Genomic DNA, 23,144 nt, shown 5'->3' with positions numbered 1-23,144 from the left:
TGCTATTGATGAACAAACTATTGGATGAAACGCTGTCAATCAAAATTGCTGAACTGATAAACAGCAGGGCTAGTACTCCGTTTGATAATGCTTACAAAGCTGCATTGTCCACTGAGGGAGCAAGATATATTCAGGGATTTTTAGCTTTTGCTGGAAAGCCATACAGACCGATTGAACACAGTTGGATTGAGCTAGGTGACGCCTCTGATGTCCGTATTGTCGATCCTACATTACCGTATCTGAACAAAGATCCCCAAGAACTCTGGTATTTTGCCGCACATAGTCTGACTATTAAAAAACTGAAAGCCATCATTGAAGAATCAAAAGAAGATTATCCAGAAGATGACCCATTGCCAATTTATGGCGATCCACCTTATGAATATTATGGTGATGTAATGTTAGGTGGTCAAGACTATTTGACGGCATATCAAGCCGCAGAGGCCAAGTGCAAAGAAATCAACGAACTCAACCCTGAAAGAAACTAATAAAACTAAATTGAAGAAGAATTCTGACTTCTGAATTCAGGAGTCAGAATTAATGAGTGGTGGGTCTGAATCCCCGACTCATTAAAGACCACTAAATCTCTGATTTAGTGGGGGACTTAAACCTGTTGATTCATCCGCCATTCCCACAGAATTCAATTCTGAATTCTGGCTCCTGACTCCTGAATTCTGTTTGTTAAATAATTCATAATTACGAATTATTTAATATGATTTACCATCGCTGCCAAAGTATTCTCTATAGCCACAAATTTTGTCTCCGCGCACATCAAAAGAGACTGCTACCCGATTTTTGTAGGGCTGTCCGAATAAAGGGCCCTCGTCCCGAAACTCAAAGACAGCAGTCGTTTCATTACTTGTAACACGGTCTAGACCAGTCAGCTTCAACCCAGGACTAAAGGATTCAAAAACGTACTCGAAAAACTCTCTAGCTCGCTCTTTTCCCACATTTAAACCGTGAAATTTACCCATTGGAAACCAAAGGGTAAAATCTTCTGTGAGCATATCTAATAAAGCTTCCCACTCTCCAGTTGCCATTCCGTGTGTAAGATTATCAAATGCCTGTCGAGCAACTTTTAAAGTATTTTCTGAATCTTGTGTCATTCTCACTCCCAACTAGATATAAGCTAATACTGTGTTACTTAAAATCTCACAACCACTTTGCCACAATTTTGACCACTGAGGAGATATTGTATAGCATCGGGTATGGATTCTATACCTTGAAACTGGGTTGGGTCAACGGCAACTTTAAGTTTGTCTGTGTAATACAGGTTTAAAAGGCGATCGCTTGCCTCTGGCATATATTCTTTATAATGAGCCATGAGAAAGCCTCTCACGGAAGCTGCTTTCCAAGCTAGCTGGTGATAGATGCGTGGTTGTGTAATTTGTTCAACATTATTTGCGTATTCGGAGATAAAACCAACTGCTACTAAACGTCCCCGCACTGCCAAGTTTTCAACACAAGTATCAAATACTGCTTTACCTACAGACTCAAAAATCAAATTAACCCTATTGGGGTATTCTTGCTTGAGGATTTGATTGAGATTTTCTGTGCGATAGTTGATAATGCGATCGCACCCTAATTCTCTCAGTAATTTTGCCTTCGCCTCAGAACTACAAGTACCAATGACATGATTCCCAGCTAGCTTTGCCAATTGCACCGCAATATGACCAGTTCCCCCTGCTGCTGCTGTCACTAAAACCACTTCATTACTTTTCATCTCCCCCACTTTTTCCAGTGCCACCAAAGCTGATACACCTGTAGGCATTAGTGTTAGCAACTCTGGCGTTGCTTCCCGCACCTTCACCCCTAAGTTTGCATCAATAACCTGAAATTCTCGATAGCCGCCACCACGCGCTGTAGTTACCACAGCATCACCTATTTGAAAATCTTTGACATTTTCACCGATAGCGACAACTTCCCCCACAGCTTCTACACCTAAATCGAAGGGAGGAATTAAGTTAATATATGGAACATCACCACGACAAAGTAAAGTGTCAAAGCCACCGTTAATGCCAGCAAATTTGTTTTGAATTAAAATTTCATTAGCAGCAGGTTTGGAAATAGGAATTTCGACAATTTCAACAGCAGATTTAAAATCTGGATTCAGTTGTTTCGCTCTTAACTTTTTGTAAGTTTTTAAATTCATTGGTAGAAGCAATTAGACACAAATTATTTGAAGTTATAGACAAGGGAGACAAGGTAGCAATATCTCTCCAAAGTCTCTCCAAAGCGATTGATTATTTTTTTATTTGGAAGTCCCTTATAAAGCTTTATCCCACTCTAATTGATGAGTTAAACCGTACTTGATAAAATCTTCTACTTTCGCTTTATCGCTTTTACCAAAAACACCTAAGCTGTAAGGATTCTCTTGCATACGTTGGGTGACTTGCTCGTTCTCAAATTGGATAACTTCTTCTCTTGGTTTGTCCGGCTTAAAAAAGTCTACAACCAAAACAGTTCTATCATAATTAGTGTAATTATGCGGACAGTGTGGATAGCTATGATCTAAAACTAGGAATTTGCCTTCATGCCAATAAAGCTGCTCATGGCAGATTTTCATAGCGACATCTCCCTCTGGTACAATCAATCCTAAATAGCCACGATTTGTATGAGGGTTGTAGTTCACATGTAGCTTTATATCCAAGCCTGGGTGGAATGTCCCAAAATAGACATTTCTGATGATTTCATCATTATTAAAGTTGACTTTTTCTATTAATTTAGCCAAACTTGGAAAATATTTCTCTCTTAAGGCAAGTGCTTTTTGTGATGCTTCTTCGGACTCACAATCAGGATATTTTATTTGATGTACTTGAATATATTTTTCGATAAACATACCTTGAAATAAAATCCCAAAAGCACTGTATTTGGCATCACCCTTAGTTTGAATCGTTTTACTTTTAGGGCCAAGAATATCGTAAGCTACTTTTAAATCCTCATTAGATGCCTGTTTAATAAAGTGTGTAAACTCGTCTCTAATCGCTTGCCAGTTATCTTGAAAACTTTTGAGAAAAGTAAATTCTTTTGGGTCTATATGATACTCATTAAAACTTTCCATTGTCTTTTCTCCTGAAGCTGATTTCATAAAAAACCTTTATATAATAGTGGGATTTGGTCTTCGTCCCGATTCGATGTTGGAATTCCTGACTAACTCATTTTAGTGTGAGGTATACTGTGTCTGAAACTCCCGTATTAGATCAAATTATCAAAAATGTGCGGGTAGTTCGTCCCCATCAGGATTTAATCGAACTACTTGATTTAGGCATTCAGGATGGAAAATTTGCTCAGATTGCCCCTAATATTAGCCCAGACACAGGCAAAAAGGTATTTGATGGCAAAAACTTGTTGGGCTTTCCTGGGGTTGTGGATGCCCACATGCACATCGGTATTTATCAACCCCTCGACAAAGATGCTGTGACTGAAACCAAAGCAGCTGCAATGGGAGGCGTCACTACTAGCTTAAATTACATCCGTACAGGGCAGTATTATCTTAACAAAGGCGGCTCCTACCGCGATTTTTTTCCAGAGGTGTTGGCTTTATCCGCAGGTAATTTTTTTGTAGATTATGGCTATCACATCGCACCTATAGCTAGCCAGCATATCGATGAAATACCTCTATTGTTTGAGGAACATGGTGTCTCTTCGTTTAAAATCTTCATGTTTTATGGCGGCTATGGGTTACATGGTTTGTCAGACCAGCAAAACCTCTTTTTGATGATTAATAAAGAGGAACGGTACGATTTCGCCCATTTTGAATTTATTATGCGTGGTCTAACTCGCTTGATGGCAGAACATCCAGAAGCGCGAGATACTATTAGTTTGAGTTTGCACTGCGAAGTTGCAGAAATTCTCAACGCCTATACCAAAATAGTTGAAAATGATTCTAGTCTTAGTGGATTACACGCTTACAGCGCAGCGCGTCCACCTCATTCTGAAGGTTTAGCAATTTGTATTGCTTCTTATCTAGCAAATGAGACTAACTGTGCAAATATCAATTTGTTGCACTTAAGTTCGCGTAAGGCAATGGAAGCAGCTTTGACTATGCAAAGTGCTTTTCCTCATATCAATTTTCGGCGAGAAGTTACTGTCGGACATTTGTTATTAGATATCGATACCCCGAATACAATTTGGGCAAAAGTCAACCCTCCAATCCGTCCTCGTAACGATGTAGAATACTTATGGCAAGCAGTACTCAATAATCAAGTAGATTGGATAGTTAGCGACCATGCTTGCTGTTCTGCTGAACAAAAAAGAAGTGCTAAAGACCCGAATAATATTTGGTTAGCAAAGTCTGGTTTTGGTGGTACAGAATATTTACTTTCTGGTGTATTTAGTGAAGGTAGTAAGCGAGGAATGTCTTACAACCATATCGCTAAGTTGTTATCTTGGAACCCATCGCGGCGCTTTGGTTTGTTAGAAAAAGGTGATATTGCTATTGGCTATGATGCTGATTTGGTATTAGTAGACCCCAATGAAAGCTTTGTGGTATGTGCGGCTGAGTCAGAATCACAACAAGGTTATACACCTTTTGAAGGAATGGAGTTAACTGGAAGGGTAAAAAGCACCTTTTTGCGGGGAAATTTGATTTACAACAATGGAGAGGTTCTAGGTTCACCTATTGGCCGCTATTTAAAAAGACCTTCTAGAATGTCCACATAGAGACCTTGCTGTTTATAAACACAATAAATACGGTTCATATCATGTCCGGTAAATTACTTGTGATATGTCATTGCGAGTGCAACGTAGTGGAACGTTCCCGCAGGGAACGCTAAGAGCGAACGCAATGACAAGCATTCAACTGGACATAATATCAGTTAAGGGCTAGTGGCAACAATTTTGGTTTTTGAGACGCGATAAATCGCCGTCTCTACAAGTGTTTTGTTGCTCATTCTGAACTGTATTGGTTTATAAATTGTTATTTATTAGTGTGGATATGACAATACTGTTCCAATTTTTGACAAATCCCTATCGACTCGGACAAAGAATAAGCAACCATCATCTGTTCTGTGCCAAGGAACAATAGAAAAACTAGAAGCATACCCAAACCAATCTTTTACAAACCGAAAATCCCCTACATCACAGTATCCAGCCAAGCAATATGATTCTTCATTATAAGATTGAATCATTGAATGCCTGCCATCATAATGTGGCAAGACAGCAAGCAACCATACTCCACCACCGTTACTATCTTTTCTTAGGTACTTTTTTTTAGATACTTCAAATTGAACTGTATCTGCCTTAGTCCACGGTAGTAATTTACTATCCAATGCAGGGATGAATTCACCCAATTTAGTATCTGGATGGTCATTTATTGCATTTTGATATTTTAATGGAATCGAGCCGTTTTCCATCCAGAGTATTTCAACTTCTTCATTGCCTAGCACTTTCCAAGGGCCTACTTTCACTCCTGCGGGAATAAAGGAGTAGCTATGCTTGTTTAATTGCCATTCACCAAATTGAATTGCACCCCTGAGTACAAAAATCTCTAAATCGGCAGTAAAAAGGCCAGAAGGTGCTTCAAAATGAGGCGGTAAAATTACTTTTGAAGTAGATGCACCACAATTATGCCATGTTAGCGATCGCCTACTACCAAATGGTACATTATCTGGCATTCCAGTCACTCGCCAACCCTGTTCTACTGGTAAGATATTTGTATCAAAAAATTGGTATTGACGAGGTAGATACTTTTCAGAGATTGCTGTATACCTTCCTGATAGGTTCATGCGCCCTCTTCCGTCTCCACCCCAATCCTCTTTTACAGATTCTAGATGTAAAAAATCATCAGTTTGATTTTCTTCTACAGAATTAAAATTTATATTCTCTTCACCCACAACTTCACTTTCTCCTGTTGAATTTTAGATTGTGTTAACTGGATTTTCTTCTAAAAATTCAATTGCTAATTCAGCAAATTACCTTTTCTGTGCTACAGTTTGGAACCATTCAATTAGAGGTCTTAAGGTTCCTGGCAATGCTGACTCGCTGACAGTCACCGTATGCTGCTTACCGTTATCTTCTACTGTTAACTTATACTGAAAGCGATCGCTCTCTTGATTTGGTGAGGTAATTAGTTCAGGTAGCCTAAATAAATCAGCAACTTCCACCAGTCGGGGGAGTGTCGCCGCTTCATTTGGCGGGAGAGTTTCTGTATCAACGATTGTCTTCTTGCTGATGCCGGCAAAGCCGCCGGTGCGTTCAAATGATACTCGCATTTTTTTGCTCTCCGTTGTGTTATTTCGTTGAGATAAATACAAAAATTGGGAGATGATAGTTCTCACCTCCCACTTTAGCAACAGCAAACAACAGATTAATCAGTCCTGAGTACTGACTATTTACAGATGCGATTAATCGCGTCTCTCCTAACTCTAAATAACTCCAACCTTTTGCCAAGCATTTTGCACAGCTTTTTGCTCATCACTGCCACTACCGTAGAGTTCGCCAGCAACCTGAATAGTGACGTTGGCAGCTTTTTTAAAATCTGCTTTGGCATTTAAGCGATCGCGTAAAGCTACATACCAGATTTTACCAGCTTTTTCCCAAGCATAGCCATCAATCTCAACCGCAGCTAGATAAAAGGCATAGTTAGGGATTCCTGAGTTGATATGTACCCCGCCGTTATCATCAGTACCAGTATACTGATCTTTCACATGGGCTGGTTGGGGATCTTTACCCAATACTGGATCATCATAAGCTGTTCCTGGTGCTTTCATCGAGCGGAGGGCAACACCTTTGATAGTCGGTACCAAAAGACCTTCACCAATCAGCCAGTCTGCCTCTTTTGCTGTATGATTTTTGATCTTTTGTTTCACCAACGAGCCAAAGACATCAGAAAACGACTCATTCAGTGCCCCTGGTTCGCCATAATACTGTAAACCAGCTTCATACTGAGTTACACCATGAGTTAGCTCATGCCCAATCACATCAATTGACTTGGTGAAGCGTTGAAACAATTCTTCATCGCCATCACCATAAACCATTTGGTCGCCGTTCCAAAAGGCATTGTCATATTTAACGCCATAATGCACGGTGGAGTCTAAACGCAGTCCTTTGTCATCAACGGAATTGCGATCGAATATCTCATGAAACAAGTCATAGGTAGCACCAGCCGCATCATAAGCTTCATTCACTGATGGGTCGCTGCTGGGGGGGTCTCCCTCACCACGCACTAGCGTACCAGGAAGTTGCTGTCCATTTTTGGCGTCGTAGATGGTGCGGCGCTTCTCACCCGGAGAAGGCGCAAACGAGATATTACCTACGACATTTCTTCGTCCCAAAAATTGCGCCGAAATATTTAATGTATGAAAAGCCCAAGTACGCTGCTGGGGATTGCCATTCACCACGACATTTTTTAGTATATGGGGCGGGACAATACAACAAATAGGACATCTAGAGTCAAGTGAATGCTCATCCTTGAATCGGGCTGATTTCTTTTTATTTCGAGCCATCCAAGATATTCTCCTTTTAAAACTAAGTGATGGCAAACAGCGGTTTTAACTCCACTGGAGAAAGGAACAGAAAAACGAATCCCAATTGTGTGCCCCTGGTTTCTTTATCTGAAGTAACTGTTCTACTTTGTATTTTCAGATAAATCTGTCGATGATTGATAATACCCTCATCTGGTACTTCTGATGGGGAAATATTGCATAAAAACACAAAGCAGGCTTAATTAGCGCAAGTTTCAGGCGAAACCCTTGTGTGAGTTGGTAAGACCTCCTTTACAGACCTAATGCGTTTATCAAACAGAATTCAGGAGTCAGGAGTCAGAATTAATTCTGTTTAACTGGCGGATAGCGCAGCGATAGCGAGTATTCAAGCGTCTTGATTCTGACCGGAGCTAACGGAAACGTCTCAGCCTCCGCCCCTGTTAGCGCAGCAGGGCGTAGCCCATTCTGACTTCTGAATTCTTCTTCAAATATTAGTTCTTATCAAGAAAAATAATGTTATTTATTGCTGTTTTGTTACTATCAAGCTATTAATCCTAATAAATGCTGATTGGAGATAGGCGAATCTCAAATCTAGGCATTCAAAACCGTAATTGCTCACAGCCAGCCACCAAACACCGCCAGACCATAATATTTCCAAGGTACTGCAACTGTCTTAAATCCAGCTTTGCTCAACATTTGTAAATGAGCATCTAAGCTAGCTAGCTGGTCTTGACTGGAGTAACCTTGGGTGCTACTTGTGCCAAGCTTCGCGCGAATCTCCGTCAAACTGGTTCCTTGTTGAAGTGACCATTCCTCTCGTGCCGCTTTGTAAACTTCTGCTAAGGCTGATGATTCTGGTAAAGTGGGGTCTGCATTCCAAAAACAGCCGTCTTGAGTAAGGCTAGCAGCAATTCGCTCAAATAACTTCAATTTCATCTCATCTTGGAGATGGTGAATTGCTAAAGATGAGACACAAACATCAAATTCGCTACCAATATCCAATTTCTCTGGATTATTTGCCCAGTCACCAAAATCTGCTTGTATACCAGTCCAGCGTTGTTGATATCCCGCTGCGGTGATTTTATATTGGGCAAATTGCAGCATTCGAGGTGAGTAATCTAGGGCAATTACTTGGGCATCTGGAAAGCGATTGAGTATCTTGAGACTAAGTTCACCTGTGCCACAGCCTAATTCTAAAATACGCCGACTTGTCGAAGGTAAACAACGGCTAATTACTTCTAGCATCTCATCGTATCGCGGTAACAGTTGGCGAATACCAGTGTCAAAATCCGCAGTGTTGGCAAATACTTCTCCGGGAAATAACTGTTGCATGGGGATTGGAACTCAGAAGTACACTAAATTAATCATTCATCATTACCGAGGTATATTCTACATCGGTGCGAGGAACTTTTAGTATTAAACGATTACACCTAAATCTGTTGAATAATCTGCATTGTTTCGACGCTGACGGTGCAGACTCTTTGTAGTAAATCTATTACCTGTTCTTTGTAATCTGCAAAGCAATATGTATTGAATTTTTCAGCAATTATCGGGTCTTTAGGTTTCTTTTCTTTGTATTGATCTAAAATGCATACTGCATCTCCTTCACCATACCAATAAATGTCAGATCAACCTGCACCAGAAATCGAACTGCTCCGTGCGGCGTATGCAGCCTTCAACGCGCGAGACATTGACGCTGCCCTTGCCCTCATGACTGCGGACGTGGCTTGGCCGAAAGCGTTCAAAGGCGGTTTTGTCCGTGGGTCTGAAGAAGTTCGCGCTTACTGGACGGAGCAATGGAGCGAGATCAATCCGCACGTCGAGCCGGTTTCCTTTGACTCGGAGGAGGCCGGGCGCATTTTGGTCGATGTGCATCAGGTCGTGCGTGACTTGGCCGGATCAGTTCTTGCCGATGAGCATGTGGGTCATCGATTCACCCTTGAACACGGCTTGATTCAAGCTATGGAAGTCTGTCCACTTCCATCGTCCACCCCAAAAACCTAATCACGCGCAAAGTATGTCTTAACAAAGGTGATAACAGATAGCGCCTAGTAAGGATGTAAAATATACTGTCGTTGATTTTAAATTATCAAATAAAATACACTTATCTAAACAATAACACGGTGCATTTATTCCCTGCTCTCTTGCTCTGTATCCTCTGTGCTTCTGCGGTTAGACTCCTAAATTGGTGCGCTACACTGCGTTAACGCACCCTACTAATTAATACACTTACTCGTCTATTTGACCAACGCGGCGGATATTCAAAATGTCGCTCATTTTTTTAATTTGGACGAACACTTGCTCTAGTTGAGAGCGATCGCGTATATCTATTCCTAAGTCCATCAATGCAGGTTGACCAATAGAGGTTTTCACCTGGGCATGGCGGACGTTAATCCCTTGGTCACTTAAGCGTGACAAAATATCCTTTAGTACCCCTACACGATCCAGAGCTTCAATTTGTACATCCACTGGGTACGTGTGCGGACGACCACTATTTTCGGCGGCTGGGTTCCATCTAACTGGTACTAGGCGTTCATACTCCACACACTCCAGATTATTGCAGCCTTGGCGATGAATTGAAATCCCCCTACCTCGCGTCACCACACCAATAATCGGTTCGCCAGGAATCGGGGTACAACACCCAGCTAAATAATACATCAACCCTTCCACCCCAACAATTGGCGAATCTGTGGAGCGAGAAGTACTTGGAGGCGCATCTCGCAAAGCTTTTGAACTTGGTTCTTTGGGGATAAATGGCGACACAGTGGCAACTGGTTGTTGTCCCTTCGCAACTTCTCGCCAGCGATTTAGCACTAGGTTCAACGTAATTTCTCCGTAACCTAAACCAGCGAGTAAATCGTCCACGCTATGGTAATTACACTTTTCGGCGACAATCTGCATCGCATCCGACTTCAGTAAACTATCAAAACCAGTTTTACCAAGTTCTTTTTCTAACAACTCCCGTCCACGGGCAATATTTTCTTCTCGGCGCGATCGCTTGTACCATTGTTTTATCCGATATTTCGCCGCCGAAGTTCTGACAAAGTTCAACCAATCCAAACTCGGATGGCAGTTCTTTTGGGTTAGAACCTCGACAATATCGCCATTTTGCAGCCGCGTTGACAGTGGAACCATTCGCCCATTCACCCGCGCCCCTGAACAGTGGTTTCCGACTTCTGTATGAATGCGATAAGCAAAATCTACAGTTGTAGCACCAGGACTTAAAGGAACAACATCCCCCTTAGGGGTGAAGACATAGACATCATCTTCAAATAAATTATCTTTGACGCTATCAAGATATTCTTGTGCATCCTTGAGATCGGTTTGCCATTCTAGCAGTTGCCGCAGCCAAGTAAACTTGTCATCTGTCCCTGTCAAATGGCTAATACTAGAACCACCTGTTTCTTTATACTTCCAATGAGCGGCAATCCCGTACTCGGCGATGTGATGCATTTCAATTGTCCGAATTTGCACCTCTAAAGGACGGCCAGTTAATCCAATCACCCCAGTGTGTAATGACTGGTAACGGTTAGGCTTTGGTAGTCCAATGTAGTCCTTAAATCTTCCAGGAATTGGGCGAAAAGCATCATGAACCACCGCCAACGCCCGATAGCATTCTTCATTAGTTTGAACAATTATCCGCAGTGCAGCCAAATCGTAAATTTCATGAAATTCCTTTTGCTGGCGGTGCATTTTTTGATAAATGCTATAAAGATGCTTGGGACGACCGCTGATATCTTGAAAGTGGATGCCGGTTTGCTGCAAACGTTCTCGCAAAATGTCTGTAGCTTTGGCCAGTTTCTCTTCTCGCGCCGTCCGTTTTTCGGAAACATACTCTTGCATTTGGCGAAAGGCTTCCGGTTCCAAATACTTAAAAGCCAAATCTTCCAGTTCCCATTTTATCCGCCAGATCCCCAGGCGATTGGCTAAAGGCGCGAAAATATCTCGCGTTTCTTGGGCACTGCGGCGGCGGCTGGCTTCTGACATATATTGTAAAGTTCGCATATTATGCAAACGATCTGCCAATTTCACCACAATTACCCGAATATCTTGCGCCATTGCCAAAAACATCCGCCGGAAGTTTTCGGCTTGGCTTTCGGTTTTGCTGGTGAAATTGATTTTAGAAAGCTTGGTGACACCTTCCACCAATTGCCGCACTTCTGGGCCAAAGCGTTCTTCTATTTCTTGACTTGTGACTTCTGTATCTTCGACAACATCATGGAGAAATCCAGCTGCTATCATAGCAGCACTACCCCCCAAGTCACGCAGCAAGTCAGCTACAGCAATGGGATGAGCAATATATGGTTCTCCCGATTTGCGGTATTGACCTTGATGCAGCTGGTAAGCAAATTCAAATGCGCGACCAATTAAAGCTGCATCACTATGCCTTCGGTCATCTTCAACTGCGCCGCTACTTGTCGATGACTCCTTCAAACATTTTTTCAACCATTCCGGAATGGCTAAATCAACTGATGAATTAATAGCTAGACTGCTCATAAAATAGGGTTTAGAGTGGATCGGTAGATAAGTGAAAAATAAATAAAACTGGCAGCGTCTACCTTAAGAAGATGCTGTCACCCAGAGAAGGGTAGAAAAAGCAGTGTCAGGATGATTTTCCAATTGCTTATGGTAGTCATCCAATTTCAGTTTCATGGATCGTAAAAAAAAGAACAGCTATTGATGGCAAACAAAGCCTCAAACCATGATTTGAGGCTTTTAATGGTGATAAGTCTAAAAGAGAAGTTTATTGTAGAAGAAAAATTACTTGACATTAATACTATCTTAACTAGCACTGGATGTCTTTAAACCGTGAGAAATATCTGGCACTCGTAACTTTGTTAGAGCAATTACGCTCTGATGCCACAAATACCCAAATCGTTGCGCCAGAACTGCGGCAGCGTATAGCCTCGTTGCAGCAGTTTTTTGGGGAACAAATTGTGCCTTTGGCTGATGAAAACTGGCGAGTGCAGTCTTATCAAACGGAGATGAGCAAGCAATTGCGCCTGTTGGCAATAGATGTGATGTTTTTGCAAGGAGCGCGGCAAGCATCGACTGCACAAACGAGACTTCAAACGATTAGCGATCGCTTGACAACCCTCATTCAATACTGTGATGCTATTCTGCAACCAGAAGCGGAAGGAGAAAAATAACAATTGTTTACCTTTTTCTCTAATTTTTCCATCATCTCATTTATGACCTATAGTGGAAAGTTATTTTGCTAACAAGATGGGACTAGGGACTGGGGATTGGGTACTGAGATTTAGAATTCTTTCCCTGCTTCCTCATCTCCCCTTCCTCCCTCATGTTTGCCTACTCCCTTTATAAGAAGATTCATAGTGCGGCGCATGTATGCTTCTACTGGCTCGGTTGTGGGTTTGAATATCAGTGCATAATATAGTGAACCGCTTACAAGATCAATAATTAAGTCTACGTCTGCATTCTTGTGAATTTCGCCTCTAGACTTGGCACGCTCAAGTATTTCAGAAAAGGCTTCACGTCGAAGTTTTGTATATTTTGTCCAATAGACCTCGGCAAATTGAGGATTGCTAGACGCTGTACTAACAATTAGTGCAAGTGTCTGACGACCAAGGGGACTATCTATTTTTTTGGCGGCATTATTAATCAAGATATCCATGTCTCCCCAAAAGCTGCCAGTATCGGGGATCGCTACATCATCTCTGAGACTTTCGATCGCGTCTGCAACTAATTCTTCTTTGGAAGTGTAACGCCGATAGATGGTTGTTTTACCAACTCCAGCACGAGAAGCGATCGCTTCTATACTCATACTTTCATACCCTACCTCTGCAAGCAAGTCTAAGGTCGCTTGCAGAATAGCCTGATCAGCGTGGATGCTGCGTGGGCGTCCAGAGGTGCTATTAATTTGCTTACTCATAAAAATATCATCCCCAAGCAATATCTTTTTGGCCACTTACTCCACTGTTGGGCATAGAACATAGCTTCTGGGAAACAAATAAGCCTGATAACCCAATTGTTATGCACGAAAACAGCAGCAATGACCATCCATCTTTAGCATAGGTATTTCTGCCGCTTTTCAGGAAGAACTCCCTTGACCATTTTTATATGATACGCTACCGTAGCGTATGTATACAAAATTTAATTTTAGCTTTGGTGTCAGCGTAGGCTAACCAAGGCATGGTTTGACATTTCCCAAATATTATTTGTGCTAAATAATGGCTACCAACATTAAAGGTTCTAGTATTGACCAATTTGGTTATGTCCACGGGCCATTGAAGTGGGCGATCGCATTTACGGCTTCTCTTGGTGCAATACTAGAAGTAATTGATACTAGTATTGTCAACGTAGCTCTAACTGATATCCAAGCAACTTTGGGTGCAACTGTCAGTGAAGTGGGTTGGGTAGTTAGTGGATATGGGATCGCTAACGTCGTCTTAATTCCCTTATCTGCATGGTTGGGAGATTACTTTGGGCGTAAAACCTACTTTATCTTCTCGCTGATTGGTTTTACGATTTCCTCTATTTTATGTGGGTTGTCCTTCAATCTACCAATGTTGATCGCGGCTCGAATTCTCCAAGGTTTATGCGGTGGTGGATTGCTCGCGAAAGCCCAGGCGATTTTATTCGAGACTTTTCCCCCAGCTGAACAAGGTTTGGCTCAAGCTGTTTTTGGCGTGGGTGTGATTGCTGGCCCAGCAATTGGCCCAACCTTAGGAGGATTTTTAGTAGATGGTTTAGGCTGGCGCTGGATTTTCTTTGTTAACATTCCCTTTGGGATCGTTGCAGTCCTGATGTCTTTGGCGTTTTTGCCAAAGAATAAAGACAAGAACGATACCCAAAACCAAGCTGTTGATTGGTGGGGAATTGGGTTTTTAATCGTGGCTGTGGGTAGCATACAAACTGTATTAGAAGAAGGGGAAACAGACGACTGGTTTTCCTCTAGTTTCATCGTCTCTCTGACTATTCTCGCTATTATCGGCTTGGGGTTGTTTATTTGGCGAGAACTGAAAACAGATCACCCGGCTGTGGATTTGAGAGTTTTACGTCACCGTTCTTTAGCTGCGGGAAGCGTTCTCTCGGCAGTGGTAGGTATGGGGCTTTATGGCGCACTCTTTGCTGTACCGATATTTGCTCAAAGCGTGCTGCAATTTACGGCAACACAAACAGGACTATTGTTAGCACCTGGAGCTTTAGCATCTGCGATCGGTATGGTTTTATTAGGCAAACTGACTAGTATCGTTGATGCCCGATTTTTAATTGCGATCGGCGCTGTCGGCTCATCTGGAGTCATGTTTCAGTTGGCAGCAATTACCCCACAAAGCGGGACAGACGATTTATTTTGGCCATTGGTATGGCGCGGAGCTTTTACCGTATTTATGTTTCTCCCTTTGAGTTTGGCAGTTTTAGGCCCGCTACCCAAAAAAGATATTTCTGCTGGTTCTGGTTTCTACAACCTGACTCGACAATTAGGTGGCAGTATCGGCATTGCTCTACTTACTACTCTGCTTGACCGCAGACAGTCTTTTCATCGAGATATCCTGTTAGGAAAACTTAGCCCTTATGACCCAGAAACCAGTCAACGTCTCGACTTGCTCAATGGGGCACTTCAAGGCCAAGGCATAGATGCGGCAACAGCGCAACAACAAGCACTCGCTTTATTAAGTCAAACGGTAGATACTCAAGCTGCTGTTTTGTCTTACGCAGATTGCTTTCGAGTCGTAGGCATAGGATTCCTTTGCTCATTACCCCTATTGTTATTCCTGGGTAAAGGCGGTGCAGGAGTGAAAGCGCCAGTTGGTCACTAAGCCGCATCCCTATTGGAAATTCTTTGATTGCAAAACTACGTAAAAACGCTGAAAGTCAGAGCAGAAAGTTAATACACATGGATTGATCTGGATGAAAAAAGTAAAAGTCCCCCTCAGTTTTGAGCGGGACTATGTAAAGTCTTATTTCTAAAATGAGAAATCTTGTTCTTAGAAAAAGTTCATGATTGTAATAACCCCAACGCTGGTTAACATCATTAAAGCGCCCATAATTATAGACTGGCCTAATGGATTGCTGAATTTTGCGTTGTTCATTTAAGTAAAATCCCTTTTATTAATAGTTCCTTAACCATATCAAAATCAGTATAAATATCTATAAAAGCATTGTAAAACTTAAATTACCTTAACGTTTCTTAGTAAATATTTCATTTATGCTTATGTAATAATTTTTACTGGGCATTGGGCAAAAATCAATAGTTAGATAGACGCGATAAATCGCCGTCTCTACAAGGAATTTATCTATTTATTGACAGACTGATAGTTCTTCTGCTTTATTCCCCATTCTCAAAATGTAGTAATTTCCACACAAAATAATTACCTTATATCCGAGCGGAATACGCGTCTTAATGGGGTAAGATCGATCTTAATCAAGGTAGAAATATTTGAATAGAAGATTATCATGACAGCATCCACGGCATCTAGAAACCAAGCGATCGCTTTTGACTTAGACAAATTAAACGAGCAATTTGAAACTGCCACACCTAAAGAAATACTGGCATGGTCTATAGAAAATATCCCAACGGGACTGGTGCAAACAAGCGCCTTTAACGTGGATGACATGATAATTACCCATATTCTTTACAGTGAACTGAAACATCCCGTTCCTGTAATCTTTCTCGACACCTTGCACCACTTCCCTGAAAGCCTAGAATTGGTAGACAAAGCCATACAAATCTACAACCTGGATTTGCAAACTTTCAAAACTCCAGATGTAGACACCCGCGAAGCCTTTGAAGCCAAATACGGCGACAAACTCTGGGACAAGGATATTGCCAAATTCCACCACATTACAAAAATTGAACCACTACTACGGGGTCTAGACGAACTCAACAGCGTCGCTTGGATTACCGGACGCCGCCGCGACCAAGCAGTAACCCGTGCGAATATGCCCATATTTGAATTCGACGGTAAAGGTCGGCTGAAAGTAAATCCTATCGCTACCTGGACACGTCAAGATAGTTGGGTTTATGTGGCTGAACATGGAGTAATCTATAACCCCCTCCACGACCAAGGTTATCCCAGCATCGGCGACCAACCCATTACCACCAAAGTAGGCGAAGGCGAAGACGAACGCGCCGGACGCTGGCGCGGAAGTGATAAAACAGAATGCGGAATCCATATTTAAACATGAGTGGGGATTAGGGAGTGGGGAATATAAGAAAAGAAGATATTTCCCCCAACTCTCCCCTTCTCTGCTTACTCTGCGCCTCTGCGGTTAGATAACAGTGTTACACAACAAATTTAGAGGCTAGTCTATTGACCATTTTGCTGGAAAAGTTGCTCTAGAGAAGCTAATTCAGCTTCTCTCACTGCATCAATATGTGGCAAAGGTCGCTGCATAATTGAATAAAGCGATCGCTTTTGCACTTTTGTAGATTGCAAACCAAGTTCCTTCAATTCCTGTCCAATTTTTAAGATCATATTGCGTCGGTCAGCTTTAGCTACATCAGGACTTTGAAGAATAGCTATTTCAATAGCAGGTAAAATAAATTTCTTTACTTTGTCATATTCTCCTGAATAAATAGCATTTTGAGCTTGAGTAACTAGCTCTTTTATAGTTTCTAATGACTCCCAATCTTGCTGTTTGCGCTTTTCTATACGAAACAGCATATAGCTGTAGCCTTCTAGGGGTTTGCCATCATGTTTAAAAGTTTTCGTTGTACCAGGTGAACCAAAACAAAGACTATCATTGACAATACAAAGGTTATCGCTGTTTATCTTGTTATCCTGCGCCAAAATTGCGGCAAAATAACCTGCTTTCAAGGAATTGCTACCACCTCCATTAGCTTCAGAAAATGTTTGCTGGTAGCCTAGTTCTAAGCGACGCTCACCAATATCGAGTAAATCTTCAATACCCCGATATATTGGTTCTGCTAGCTTTATAACACTTGAAAGTTCCGGCACAGGTAGCAATTCAGAAAATCTGCCCATCGTCTTAATAAATTTACCGATAGAGTCATTATTAGCTATGCTAAATAAGCCTGCTTGTAACTCGACTAATCCATCATTGAAGGGAAATAAAGATGTGAGAGGATAGTTACATTGAATGACTTTATCCAAATTATCTGCTATTGATTTTTCTAATTGCCCAGGTGCAGCTAGATAAGGAATTATTACGGATTTCCCACCGTGATTGAAGCGGACAGCAGCATGAACTACCGGATATCTTTGCTTGAACCATTCTACATCTTTAGCCAAGCGCATCTCCACTAGCCAGATACGACAATAGGCTTCACCTGCAATAATGGGTTTTTCATCATAGTCTACATCAACTCGATGCTTCGGTAGAGAAAGTGTTTTATATTTTGGAGCCTCACGGCTGAAAGTTTCAGATAAACTCTGGAAAAAGCTCATGAAATTATTCCTCTGCTACATCAGCCTAAATGCGGTGAAATCTGATTCCAAATAGCACGAATGGGAATACCTCCCGTTGAACCTGGAGTCACAAAACGTCCTATACCGGGATTTCCTTGATGAATTGCAATCAATTCCCATTGGCGATTAAAAATTGGTGCGCCAGAGGAACCATCATCAGTTTTCACATTATGGTCAATGTAATCTTCTCCTACTTGTGTAATTTGTCCAAAGTCGGAAATTATCACCGGGTTTCCTTGTGGATGATGGATAATACGAACATCTTGACCGCTATCTAATATAGATGTTTCATTAATAAAAATAGCTTTTTGTTGTTGAGGATTATTTTTGATTTTGACTAAAGCGTAGTCAGGGCGATTATGATAGCTGATAAAAGCCATATCTAGTTCAAATAAATCATTTTCTAACTTACGGCTGTCAGCATTGTAGTTAAAACGTACCCAAGCTTGTCTAACTTGAGTTTTGCTAAAAATGTGATTGCAGGTTAGTAATAAATTTTTACCTATCAATACTCCTGTCCCAATACCCACTCCTTTGGGTGATTCGATTCTGCAAACAGTGTTACAAGCCTTTAAAGCGTTGAGATTTTCCTGACCTCGTTCAGCTAATTTAGTGAATAATTCTATATCTTGGTCTTCAAACTCATAACTTTCTTTTCGATTTAGTAGATACTGTAACAATTTCACCATTGGGTGATGATCTATTCGCTGATTAGAGACTTTATAATCTTTAAATTTTGCTACTACTCTGTTGCTGAATTCTACAGGATTGTTAATAAAAATTAGAGGTCTAATAAACGAATCTTCAACACCTGATGAGCTAAATACGCTTCTCCAACTACTTACATTATCAAACTTCGTAGCAAAGAATTTTTCTAGACTATACTCTAAACATACAACATCATTTTGCTCTAAAAATATTTCCGGCTTCATGACGTTCTCATTTGTCAGAATTAAACTATAGTTTTCAGTTGTAAATAACGAATTTTCAAAAGATTGAGTAGCTGGGACAGAAAATGAATCAGCTATAGGTTCTGATGTTTGTTGCTGAAATCTCTCATCTAATTTTAGATTAGATGTTTGCACGTTTTTGCTTAAAATTGGGGTTAGGATTATAGAATCTGTATTAACCTGGATATAAGTGGACTGATGAAATCTATCCTTCAAAAGTTGAATAAATTCTTGTATAGAATAACTTGGGTTAGATCGGTATTGTCTTAATGCTTTTTCTATCGGTTTGACAACATTTACATAAAGATTATAAATATATTCACGTCGTGCAGTCTTTGTATTCTCTATCTGCTCTGAATAGAAACTGTACCATTGCCAAAGTGAGCGAAACTGATTGGTGTTTGAGACTGATATTCCTGTTTCTCTAAAAATCTCTATTTTAAACCAAACTTCTTGATATAGCTTTCTGTAATTTTCATCATTATACTGAATTAAAGAAATAGTATTACTTTCAGTAGCTACCTCTATCATGATTTCTTGTAGTTTTTCTATTTTGGCTTTTAATTCCTCAATTTGTATTGGTTCTAACTCATTATTTAAGACTTCTTGTGAGGTAAATTTGACATAATTTTTGCATAAAGCAATATCAATTTGATTGCAGAAATTTTGATAAAGGTTATGAATATAACCTCCCCGAAAAGCAGATTTACTTAACTTAGATTTCCAGTGCCTATACCAGTCCCATAGTGAGTGAAAATTGTTTGGATTTTGTATAGAAAATCCTTGGTATTGAAGGTCTTCTATTTGTGATGTTATTTCTTGATAAAGTTCAGTGTACTCGTCTTCTTTATCCTGAATTCGATACTCTTGGGAATTAGTAGCAACTGCAATCATTATCGATTGCAGTTTTTGAATATTTGTTAATAATTCTTCAAGTTCTGTTAATTGCATACAAAAATTACAGGATGCTGCCAATGTCATCTTGAAAGACTACACTAGCACCTTTGTCTATTCCTGATTCAGCAAATTTTTTATGTGTTCTACTAGTAGCTTGATCTGAGTGTTTCTATCCCTATACCACTCACTAGACCAAATTCTGTAAATGTTCCAACCCAAGCTTTTCAGAATTTCGTGGCGGAGGCGATCGCGCTCCCGTGCGGTAGGATATTTATGATAAATAGTCCCATCACAAACAATACCCAACAAAAACTCTTCTGTTTCTTGCCGTCGATCATCTATTATTGCTAGGTCTATGGGATAGGCTGAACGACCTACCCGTTTTTTCACCCTGTATCCTTGCTGTGTTAGAGCTTGATATACATCCTCTTCAAAAAGAAAATCAGATTCAGAAAAATTATTATCAAAGTGCGTTTCTAATTTTTCACCACCATTTTCGGCATAGGCAAAATACTTTTTCAACAGTGTTATCTCTTCGTTTGGTTTTTTAGGCTTAAAATCTTCTGCTTTAATGGAAGCTACTAACACAAACTTAGTTTTAGCGCGAGTTATTGCCACATTTAGCCGCCGCCTTCCTCCTGATTTACTTAGAGGCCCAAAGTTGTGATTTAGATCGTCTTTATTTTCATAAAACCCAAACCCAAAGCTAAAAATAATTACTTCTCGCTGGTCTCCTTGAACTCTTTCTAATGGTTTGATAAAGAAATTACGCGAATCTTCTTGACAAAATTCTTGTATGTCTGAATATTTTGAACTGAGTTGCTGTAGTTTGTCTCGAATCGTTTCTGCTTGAGATTCATTTAACGTAATAATTCCTAAAGAAAGTTCAGAAAGATCCTGATGTTCGCGACAATGTTCCAGACAATGCTGTATTGTCAGTTCTACTACTGTTTGTGCTTCGCGGATATTATATTGTCCACTATCACCGGGGGTGTAGATTCCATCTGGAACGTACTCAAAATGAACGCCTAGATTAGGATTTTTTGCTGGATTTGGAAAAGTCAAAAGTTCTGAATCATAAAAATTTTGATTTGAGAAGGCAATTAAACTCTCGTGTTTACTGCGATAGTGCCACTTCAGCCAAATTTTATCTAGGAATATTGAAGATTCATCGAGCAAGCTGTCATATATTTCTTGCTCCTCATCTTCACCACCTGAAGCATTACTTTTAAAGAAATAAGTTGGCGGTAGTTGCTTACTGTCACCAACGACTATTACCTGCTTTGCTCGCATAATGGAAGGTACTGCATCTTCAGTACAAACTTGGGAAGCTTCATCGAAAATTACTACATCGAACTCTACAGCTTCCGGTTCTATGTATTGACTAACAGCAAGTGGACTCATTAGCCAAAAAGGTTTTAAGGTAGTCACAAGTTTAGAAGCCTCTTTGATGAATTGACGGATTTTTTTATGCCCTTTTTTTAATGTGTTTTGTTGTTCGAGTAATTGTATTTGGTTCCTGGCTTCTGGTTGTACAGACCACATTTTCCAGCATTCAGCATGGAGTTGTCTCAAACGCTGTATTGCTACTTGATACTGTTCATTATCAAGCTGAGAAAATTCCTCTAATTTCTGCTCATGCCTTTTTTGGTTAAAATTCCGCAATTCAGTATTATCTAAGATATATCGCAACCATTCCTTATAAATGCCTTTTTGCAAAATTAAAAACCAAAAATCTGGTTGAATATTAGACTCTCTTAGTTTTAACAAAAAATCTTTAGCTCCAATATCTTCTAGTTTCTCTACTAGCTGTTTGCAGTCTAAGCATTGTTGAAACAAAACTAGCTCTTGTTGGGCTTTATTAAGGAAATTTTCTACTTCATATAAAGATTTTCTTTCCAATTCATCAGGTTTTGTCATTGGTTCCTGGTGAAAATGTTGTTTGAGGAATTTAAAGCCTTCCGTTATCAAGTTTCGTGAAGTCTCTAAATTTGTTAATAAAGTCCTAATTTCTTGCAAATTTTCGGATGAAGAAATAACTACTGCAACTTCCTTTGAAGGCAGTGAATAACTTTGTAGACCTTTCAACCAATTTAATGCTTGCTCAATAGCATCTAAGTCTGGCATTTGTGCTTCAAAGAATGAACCAAACGCTCGATGATATTGATGTGTTATGTCTTTCAATTTATTCCAAACTTCACGTTGCTGAATTGCATTATCAATATCTTTAATTAATTCTTGGTCAGTGACTCGATTTTTTACTTTTTGGAGGCTAACAAGGCTTCTACGAGTATGCCAGTAACCACATCTTAGCCGACGAAAAAATCCTCTATAATTCTGAAAGCGTTGCTTAAATTTCCTCAGTTCTGGTAAATTCCAGCTTAAAAACTCATTGATGTATTTATTACTAAAATCTGAGCCTATACGTTGAAGTTGACCAATATCATCTTTAAGTTCATCAAAATTTCCTTGCAAAGTATTTAATATTGTTCCTCGCAACCAATTCTTTGGAAAACGTGGAGGTACTTCAATAAGATAAGCTATCGCTGGCTGAAGCTTGTCTAAAGCTAATAAAGTGTTAGCAGGTTCTATATTTAATAACTGCCGCAAACGAGTAGTAGTTATTGTGGCAAGTTTAATTCCTTGTTGCAAGTTGTCAATATTCTGACGTAAGTCCCTACTAACATCAGAATTCCATCTCCTTATGGGACTACTTGACCATACAGTTTTCTGTATTCCTCGAAAAAATGGCTCAAATTGTCCGAGGTCATTCAGTAAATTTTTAGCTTGCAATAATAATCTTTGTTCTGACCAATCTTCAAGATTATAAGTATTAAATTCAAGTGTTGTATCTAACTCTCTTTCCAGTTTGAGTAATTCACCATAAAGTTCAAAAATAGATTTGTTTATTGGCTGGTGTTTATAATGTAAACTTGCAGTGTAGCTATTGAGGCTTTGCCGACAATCACGCAATTGTTGAAAAAATATATCTCGCTTTCCCTGTTGTGACTCACTTTCATTTATTTGTGACAAATGACTTTTAGTTTGATTTAATTCTTTTACCAAATCCTTGGTAGTTGTACCTTTATGGTGTAGTTTTAAACATAAGTCTTCAAGGCTAGGCTCAGAATCTCGTAGTGTCTTGTATACAGCATCTAAGGCAGTCTCCTTTTCTGCGACTAGCAGAACTGTTTTGTTTTTGCCTATCAGTTCAGTAATTATATTGGCAATCGTTTGGCTTTTTCCTGTCCCTGGAGGCCCCTGGACTACAAAACTAAGCCCTGCTTTTGCAGCTTCAATTACTACTTGCTGGCTAGAATCAGCATTACATATCTGATATATCAATTCAGGATTGATTGTATCCAGTTCTTTATCTGTGATAGTTTTACCCGGATTTCTCACAAACTCAGAAAAAACCGGAGCGTAAAACTGATAAAATGTATACATAGCAAGCATTTCAGCAGTTTTAACCGATGAATCGA

General features: G+C 40.2%; 18 protein-coding genes. 6 read left to right on the top strand and 12 right to left on the bottom strand.

All coding sequences use genetic code 11. The features are described from left to right. The first annotated feature begins 8 nt into the window (after nt 1-8). Nucleotides 9-485 carry a hypothetical protein gene (locus V7L07_RS24225; protein WP_335061385.1) on the top strand — a complete coding sequence of 159 codons (477 nt, stop codon included), beginning with the start codon at nt 9-11 and terminating at the stop codon, nt 483-485. A 219-nt stretch (nt 486-704) separates the two neighbouring features. Here V7L07_RS24225 and V7L07_RS24220 read toward each other — a convergent pair whose 3' ends face one another. From V7L07_RS24220 to V7L07_RS24210, 3 genes are all read right to left on the bottom strand, one after another. After that, nucleotides 705-1,103, bottom strand: coding sequence for a nuclear transport factor 2 family protein (locus tag V7L07_RS24220; protein WP_334731730.1), 399 nt, complete (start codon nt 1,101-1,103; stop codon nt 705-707). Between the two features lie 38 nt (nt 1,104-1,141). Then, nucleotides 1,142-2,149 (bottom strand): zinc-binding dehydrogenase, encoded by a 1,008-nt coding sequence (locus tag V7L07_RS24215; RefSeq protein ID WP_335061384.1) that lies wholly within the window; start codon nt 2,147-2,149, stop codon nt 1,142-1,144. 114 nt (nt 2,150-2,263) lie between these two features. Continuing rightward, complete coding sequence (locus tag V7L07_RS24210; protein WP_335061400.1) at nt 2,264-3,058, bottom strand: aspartyl/asparaginyl beta-hydroxylase domain-containing protein; 795 nt, start codon at nt 3,056-3,058, stop codon at nt 2,264-2,266. Between the two features lie 116 nt (nt 3,059-3,174). On the opposite strand from V7L07_RS24210, the gene V7L07_RS24205 reads away from it, so the two are divergent. Continuing rightward, on the top strand, nt 3,175-4,659 hold the full coding sequence (locus tag V7L07_RS24205; protein ID WP_335061383.1) for an amidohydrolase family protein: 1,485 nt from the start codon (nt 3,175-3,177) through the stop codon (nt 4,657-4,659). A gap of 263 nt (nt 4,660-4,922) precedes the next feature. Here the strand turns inward: V7L07_RS24205 and V7L07_RS24200 are convergent, their stop codons facing one another. From V7L07_RS24200 to V7L07_RS24185, 4 genes are all read right to left on the bottom strand, one after another. Next, a complete protein-coding gene (locus tag V7L07_RS24200) occupies nt 4,923-5,831 on the bottom strand; it encodes a DUF4437 domain-containing protein (protein ID WP_335061382.1) in 909 nt (302 codons plus the stop codon). Nucleotides 5,832-5,909: 78 nt separating this feature from the next. Further along, the gene (locus tag V7L07_RS24195) at nt 5,910-6,209 is read right to left on the bottom strand and encodes a protealysin inhibitor emfourin (protein ID WP_335061381.1); all 300 of its coding nucleotides are present in this window, start codon (nt 6,207-6,209) and stop codon (nt 5,910-5,912) included. Nucleotides 6,210-6,362: 153 nt separating this feature from the next. Then, nucleotides 6,363-7,442 (bottom strand): M4 family metallopeptidase, encoded by a 1,080-nt coding sequence (locus tag V7L07_RS24190; RefSeq protein ID WP_335061380.1) that lies wholly within the window; start codon nt 7,440-7,442, stop codon nt 6,363-6,365. A gap of 594 nt (nt 7,443-8,036) precedes the next feature. Next, on the bottom strand, nt 8,037-8,753 hold the full coding sequence (locus tag V7L07_RS24185; protein ID WP_335061379.1) for a class I SAM-dependent methyltransferase: 717 nt from the start codon (nt 8,751-8,753) through the stop codon (nt 8,037-8,039). Between the two features lie 288 nt (nt 8,754-9,041). On the opposite strand from V7L07_RS24185, the gene V7L07_RS24180 reads away from it, so the two are divergent. After that, entirely contained in the window at nt 9,042-9,425 is a 384-nt protein-coding gene (locus V7L07_RS24180; protein WP_335061378.1) for a nuclear transport factor 2 family protein, read from the top strand. A gap of 225 nt (nt 9,426-9,650) precedes the next feature. Here V7L07_RS24180 and V7L07_RS24175 read toward each other — a convergent pair whose 3' ends face one another. Next, nucleotides 9,651-11,918 carry a RelA/SpoT family protein gene (locus V7L07_RS24175; RefSeq protein ID WP_335061377.1) on the bottom strand — a complete coding sequence of 756 codons (2,268 nt, stop codon included), beginning with the start codon at nt 11,916-11,918 and terminating at the stop codon, nt 9,651-9,653. A gap of 299 nt (nt 11,919-12,217) precedes the next feature. Between V7L07_RS24175 and patD the strand changes: the two genes are divergently transcribed. Next, nucleotides 12,218-12,571 carry a heterocyst frequency control protein PatD gene (patD, locus tag V7L07_RS24170; protein WP_335061376.1) on the top strand — a complete coding sequence of 118 codons (354 nt, stop codon included), beginning with the start codon at nt 12,218-12,220 and terminating at the stop codon, nt 12,569-12,571. A 110-nt stretch (nt 12,572-12,681) separates the two neighbouring features. Here the strand turns inward: patD and V7L07_RS24165 are convergent, their stop codons facing one another. After that, nucleotides 12,682-13,314 carry a TetR/AcrR family transcriptional regulator gene (locus V7L07_RS24165; protein ID WP_335061375.1) on the bottom strand — a complete coding sequence of 211 codons (633 nt, stop codon included), beginning with the start codon at nt 13,312-13,314 and terminating at the stop codon, nt 12,682-12,684. A 298-nt stretch (nt 13,315-13,612) separates the two neighbouring features. Between V7L07_RS24165 and V7L07_RS24160 the strand changes: the two genes are divergently transcribed. Both V7L07_RS24160 and cysH read left to right on the top strand, forming a co-directional pair. Then, on the top strand, nt 13,613-15,202 hold the full coding sequence (locus tag V7L07_RS24160; RefSeq protein WP_335061374.1) for a DHA2 family efflux MFS transporter permease subunit: 1,590 nt from the start codon (nt 13,613-13,615) through the stop codon (nt 15,200-15,202). Between the two features lie 637 nt (nt 15,203-15,839). Further along, complete coding sequence (gene cysH / locus V7L07_RS24155) at nt 15,840-16,565, top strand: phosphoadenosine phosphosulfate reductase (RefSeq protein WP_335061373.1); 726 nt, start codon at nt 15,840-15,842, stop codon at nt 16,563-16,565. Nucleotides 16,566-16,693: 128 nt separating this feature from the next. On the opposite strand, the gene V7L07_RS24150 is transcribed toward cysH, so the two are convergent. From V7L07_RS24150 to V7L07_RS24140, 3 genes are all read right to left on the bottom strand, one after another. Further along, the gene (locus tag V7L07_RS24150; protein ID WP_335061372.1) at nt 16,694-17,794 is read right to left on the bottom strand and encodes a hypothetical protein; all 1,101 of its coding nucleotides are present in this window, start codon (nt 17,792-17,794) and stop codon (nt 16,694-16,696) included. 20 nt (nt 17,795-17,814) lie between these two features. After that, a complete protein-coding gene (locus tag V7L07_RS24145) occupies nt 17,815-19,716 on the bottom strand; it encodes a trypsin-like peptidase domain-containing protein (protein WP_335061371.1) in 1,902 nt (633 codons plus the stop codon). 57 nt (nt 19,717-19,773) lie between these two features. Then, nucleotides 19,774-23,144, bottom strand: a 3,371-nt coding sequence (locus V7L07_RS24140; protein WP_335061370.1) for an AAA domain-containing protein, incomplete at its 5' end; no start/stop codon positions are given.

Source organism: Nostoc sp., from assembly GCF_036916985.1.
Lineage (GTDB): Bacteria > Cyanobacteriota > Cyanobacteriia > Cyanobacteriales > Nostocaceae > Nostoc.
This window is presented reverse-complemented; position numbering and strand designations above follow the sequence as displayed.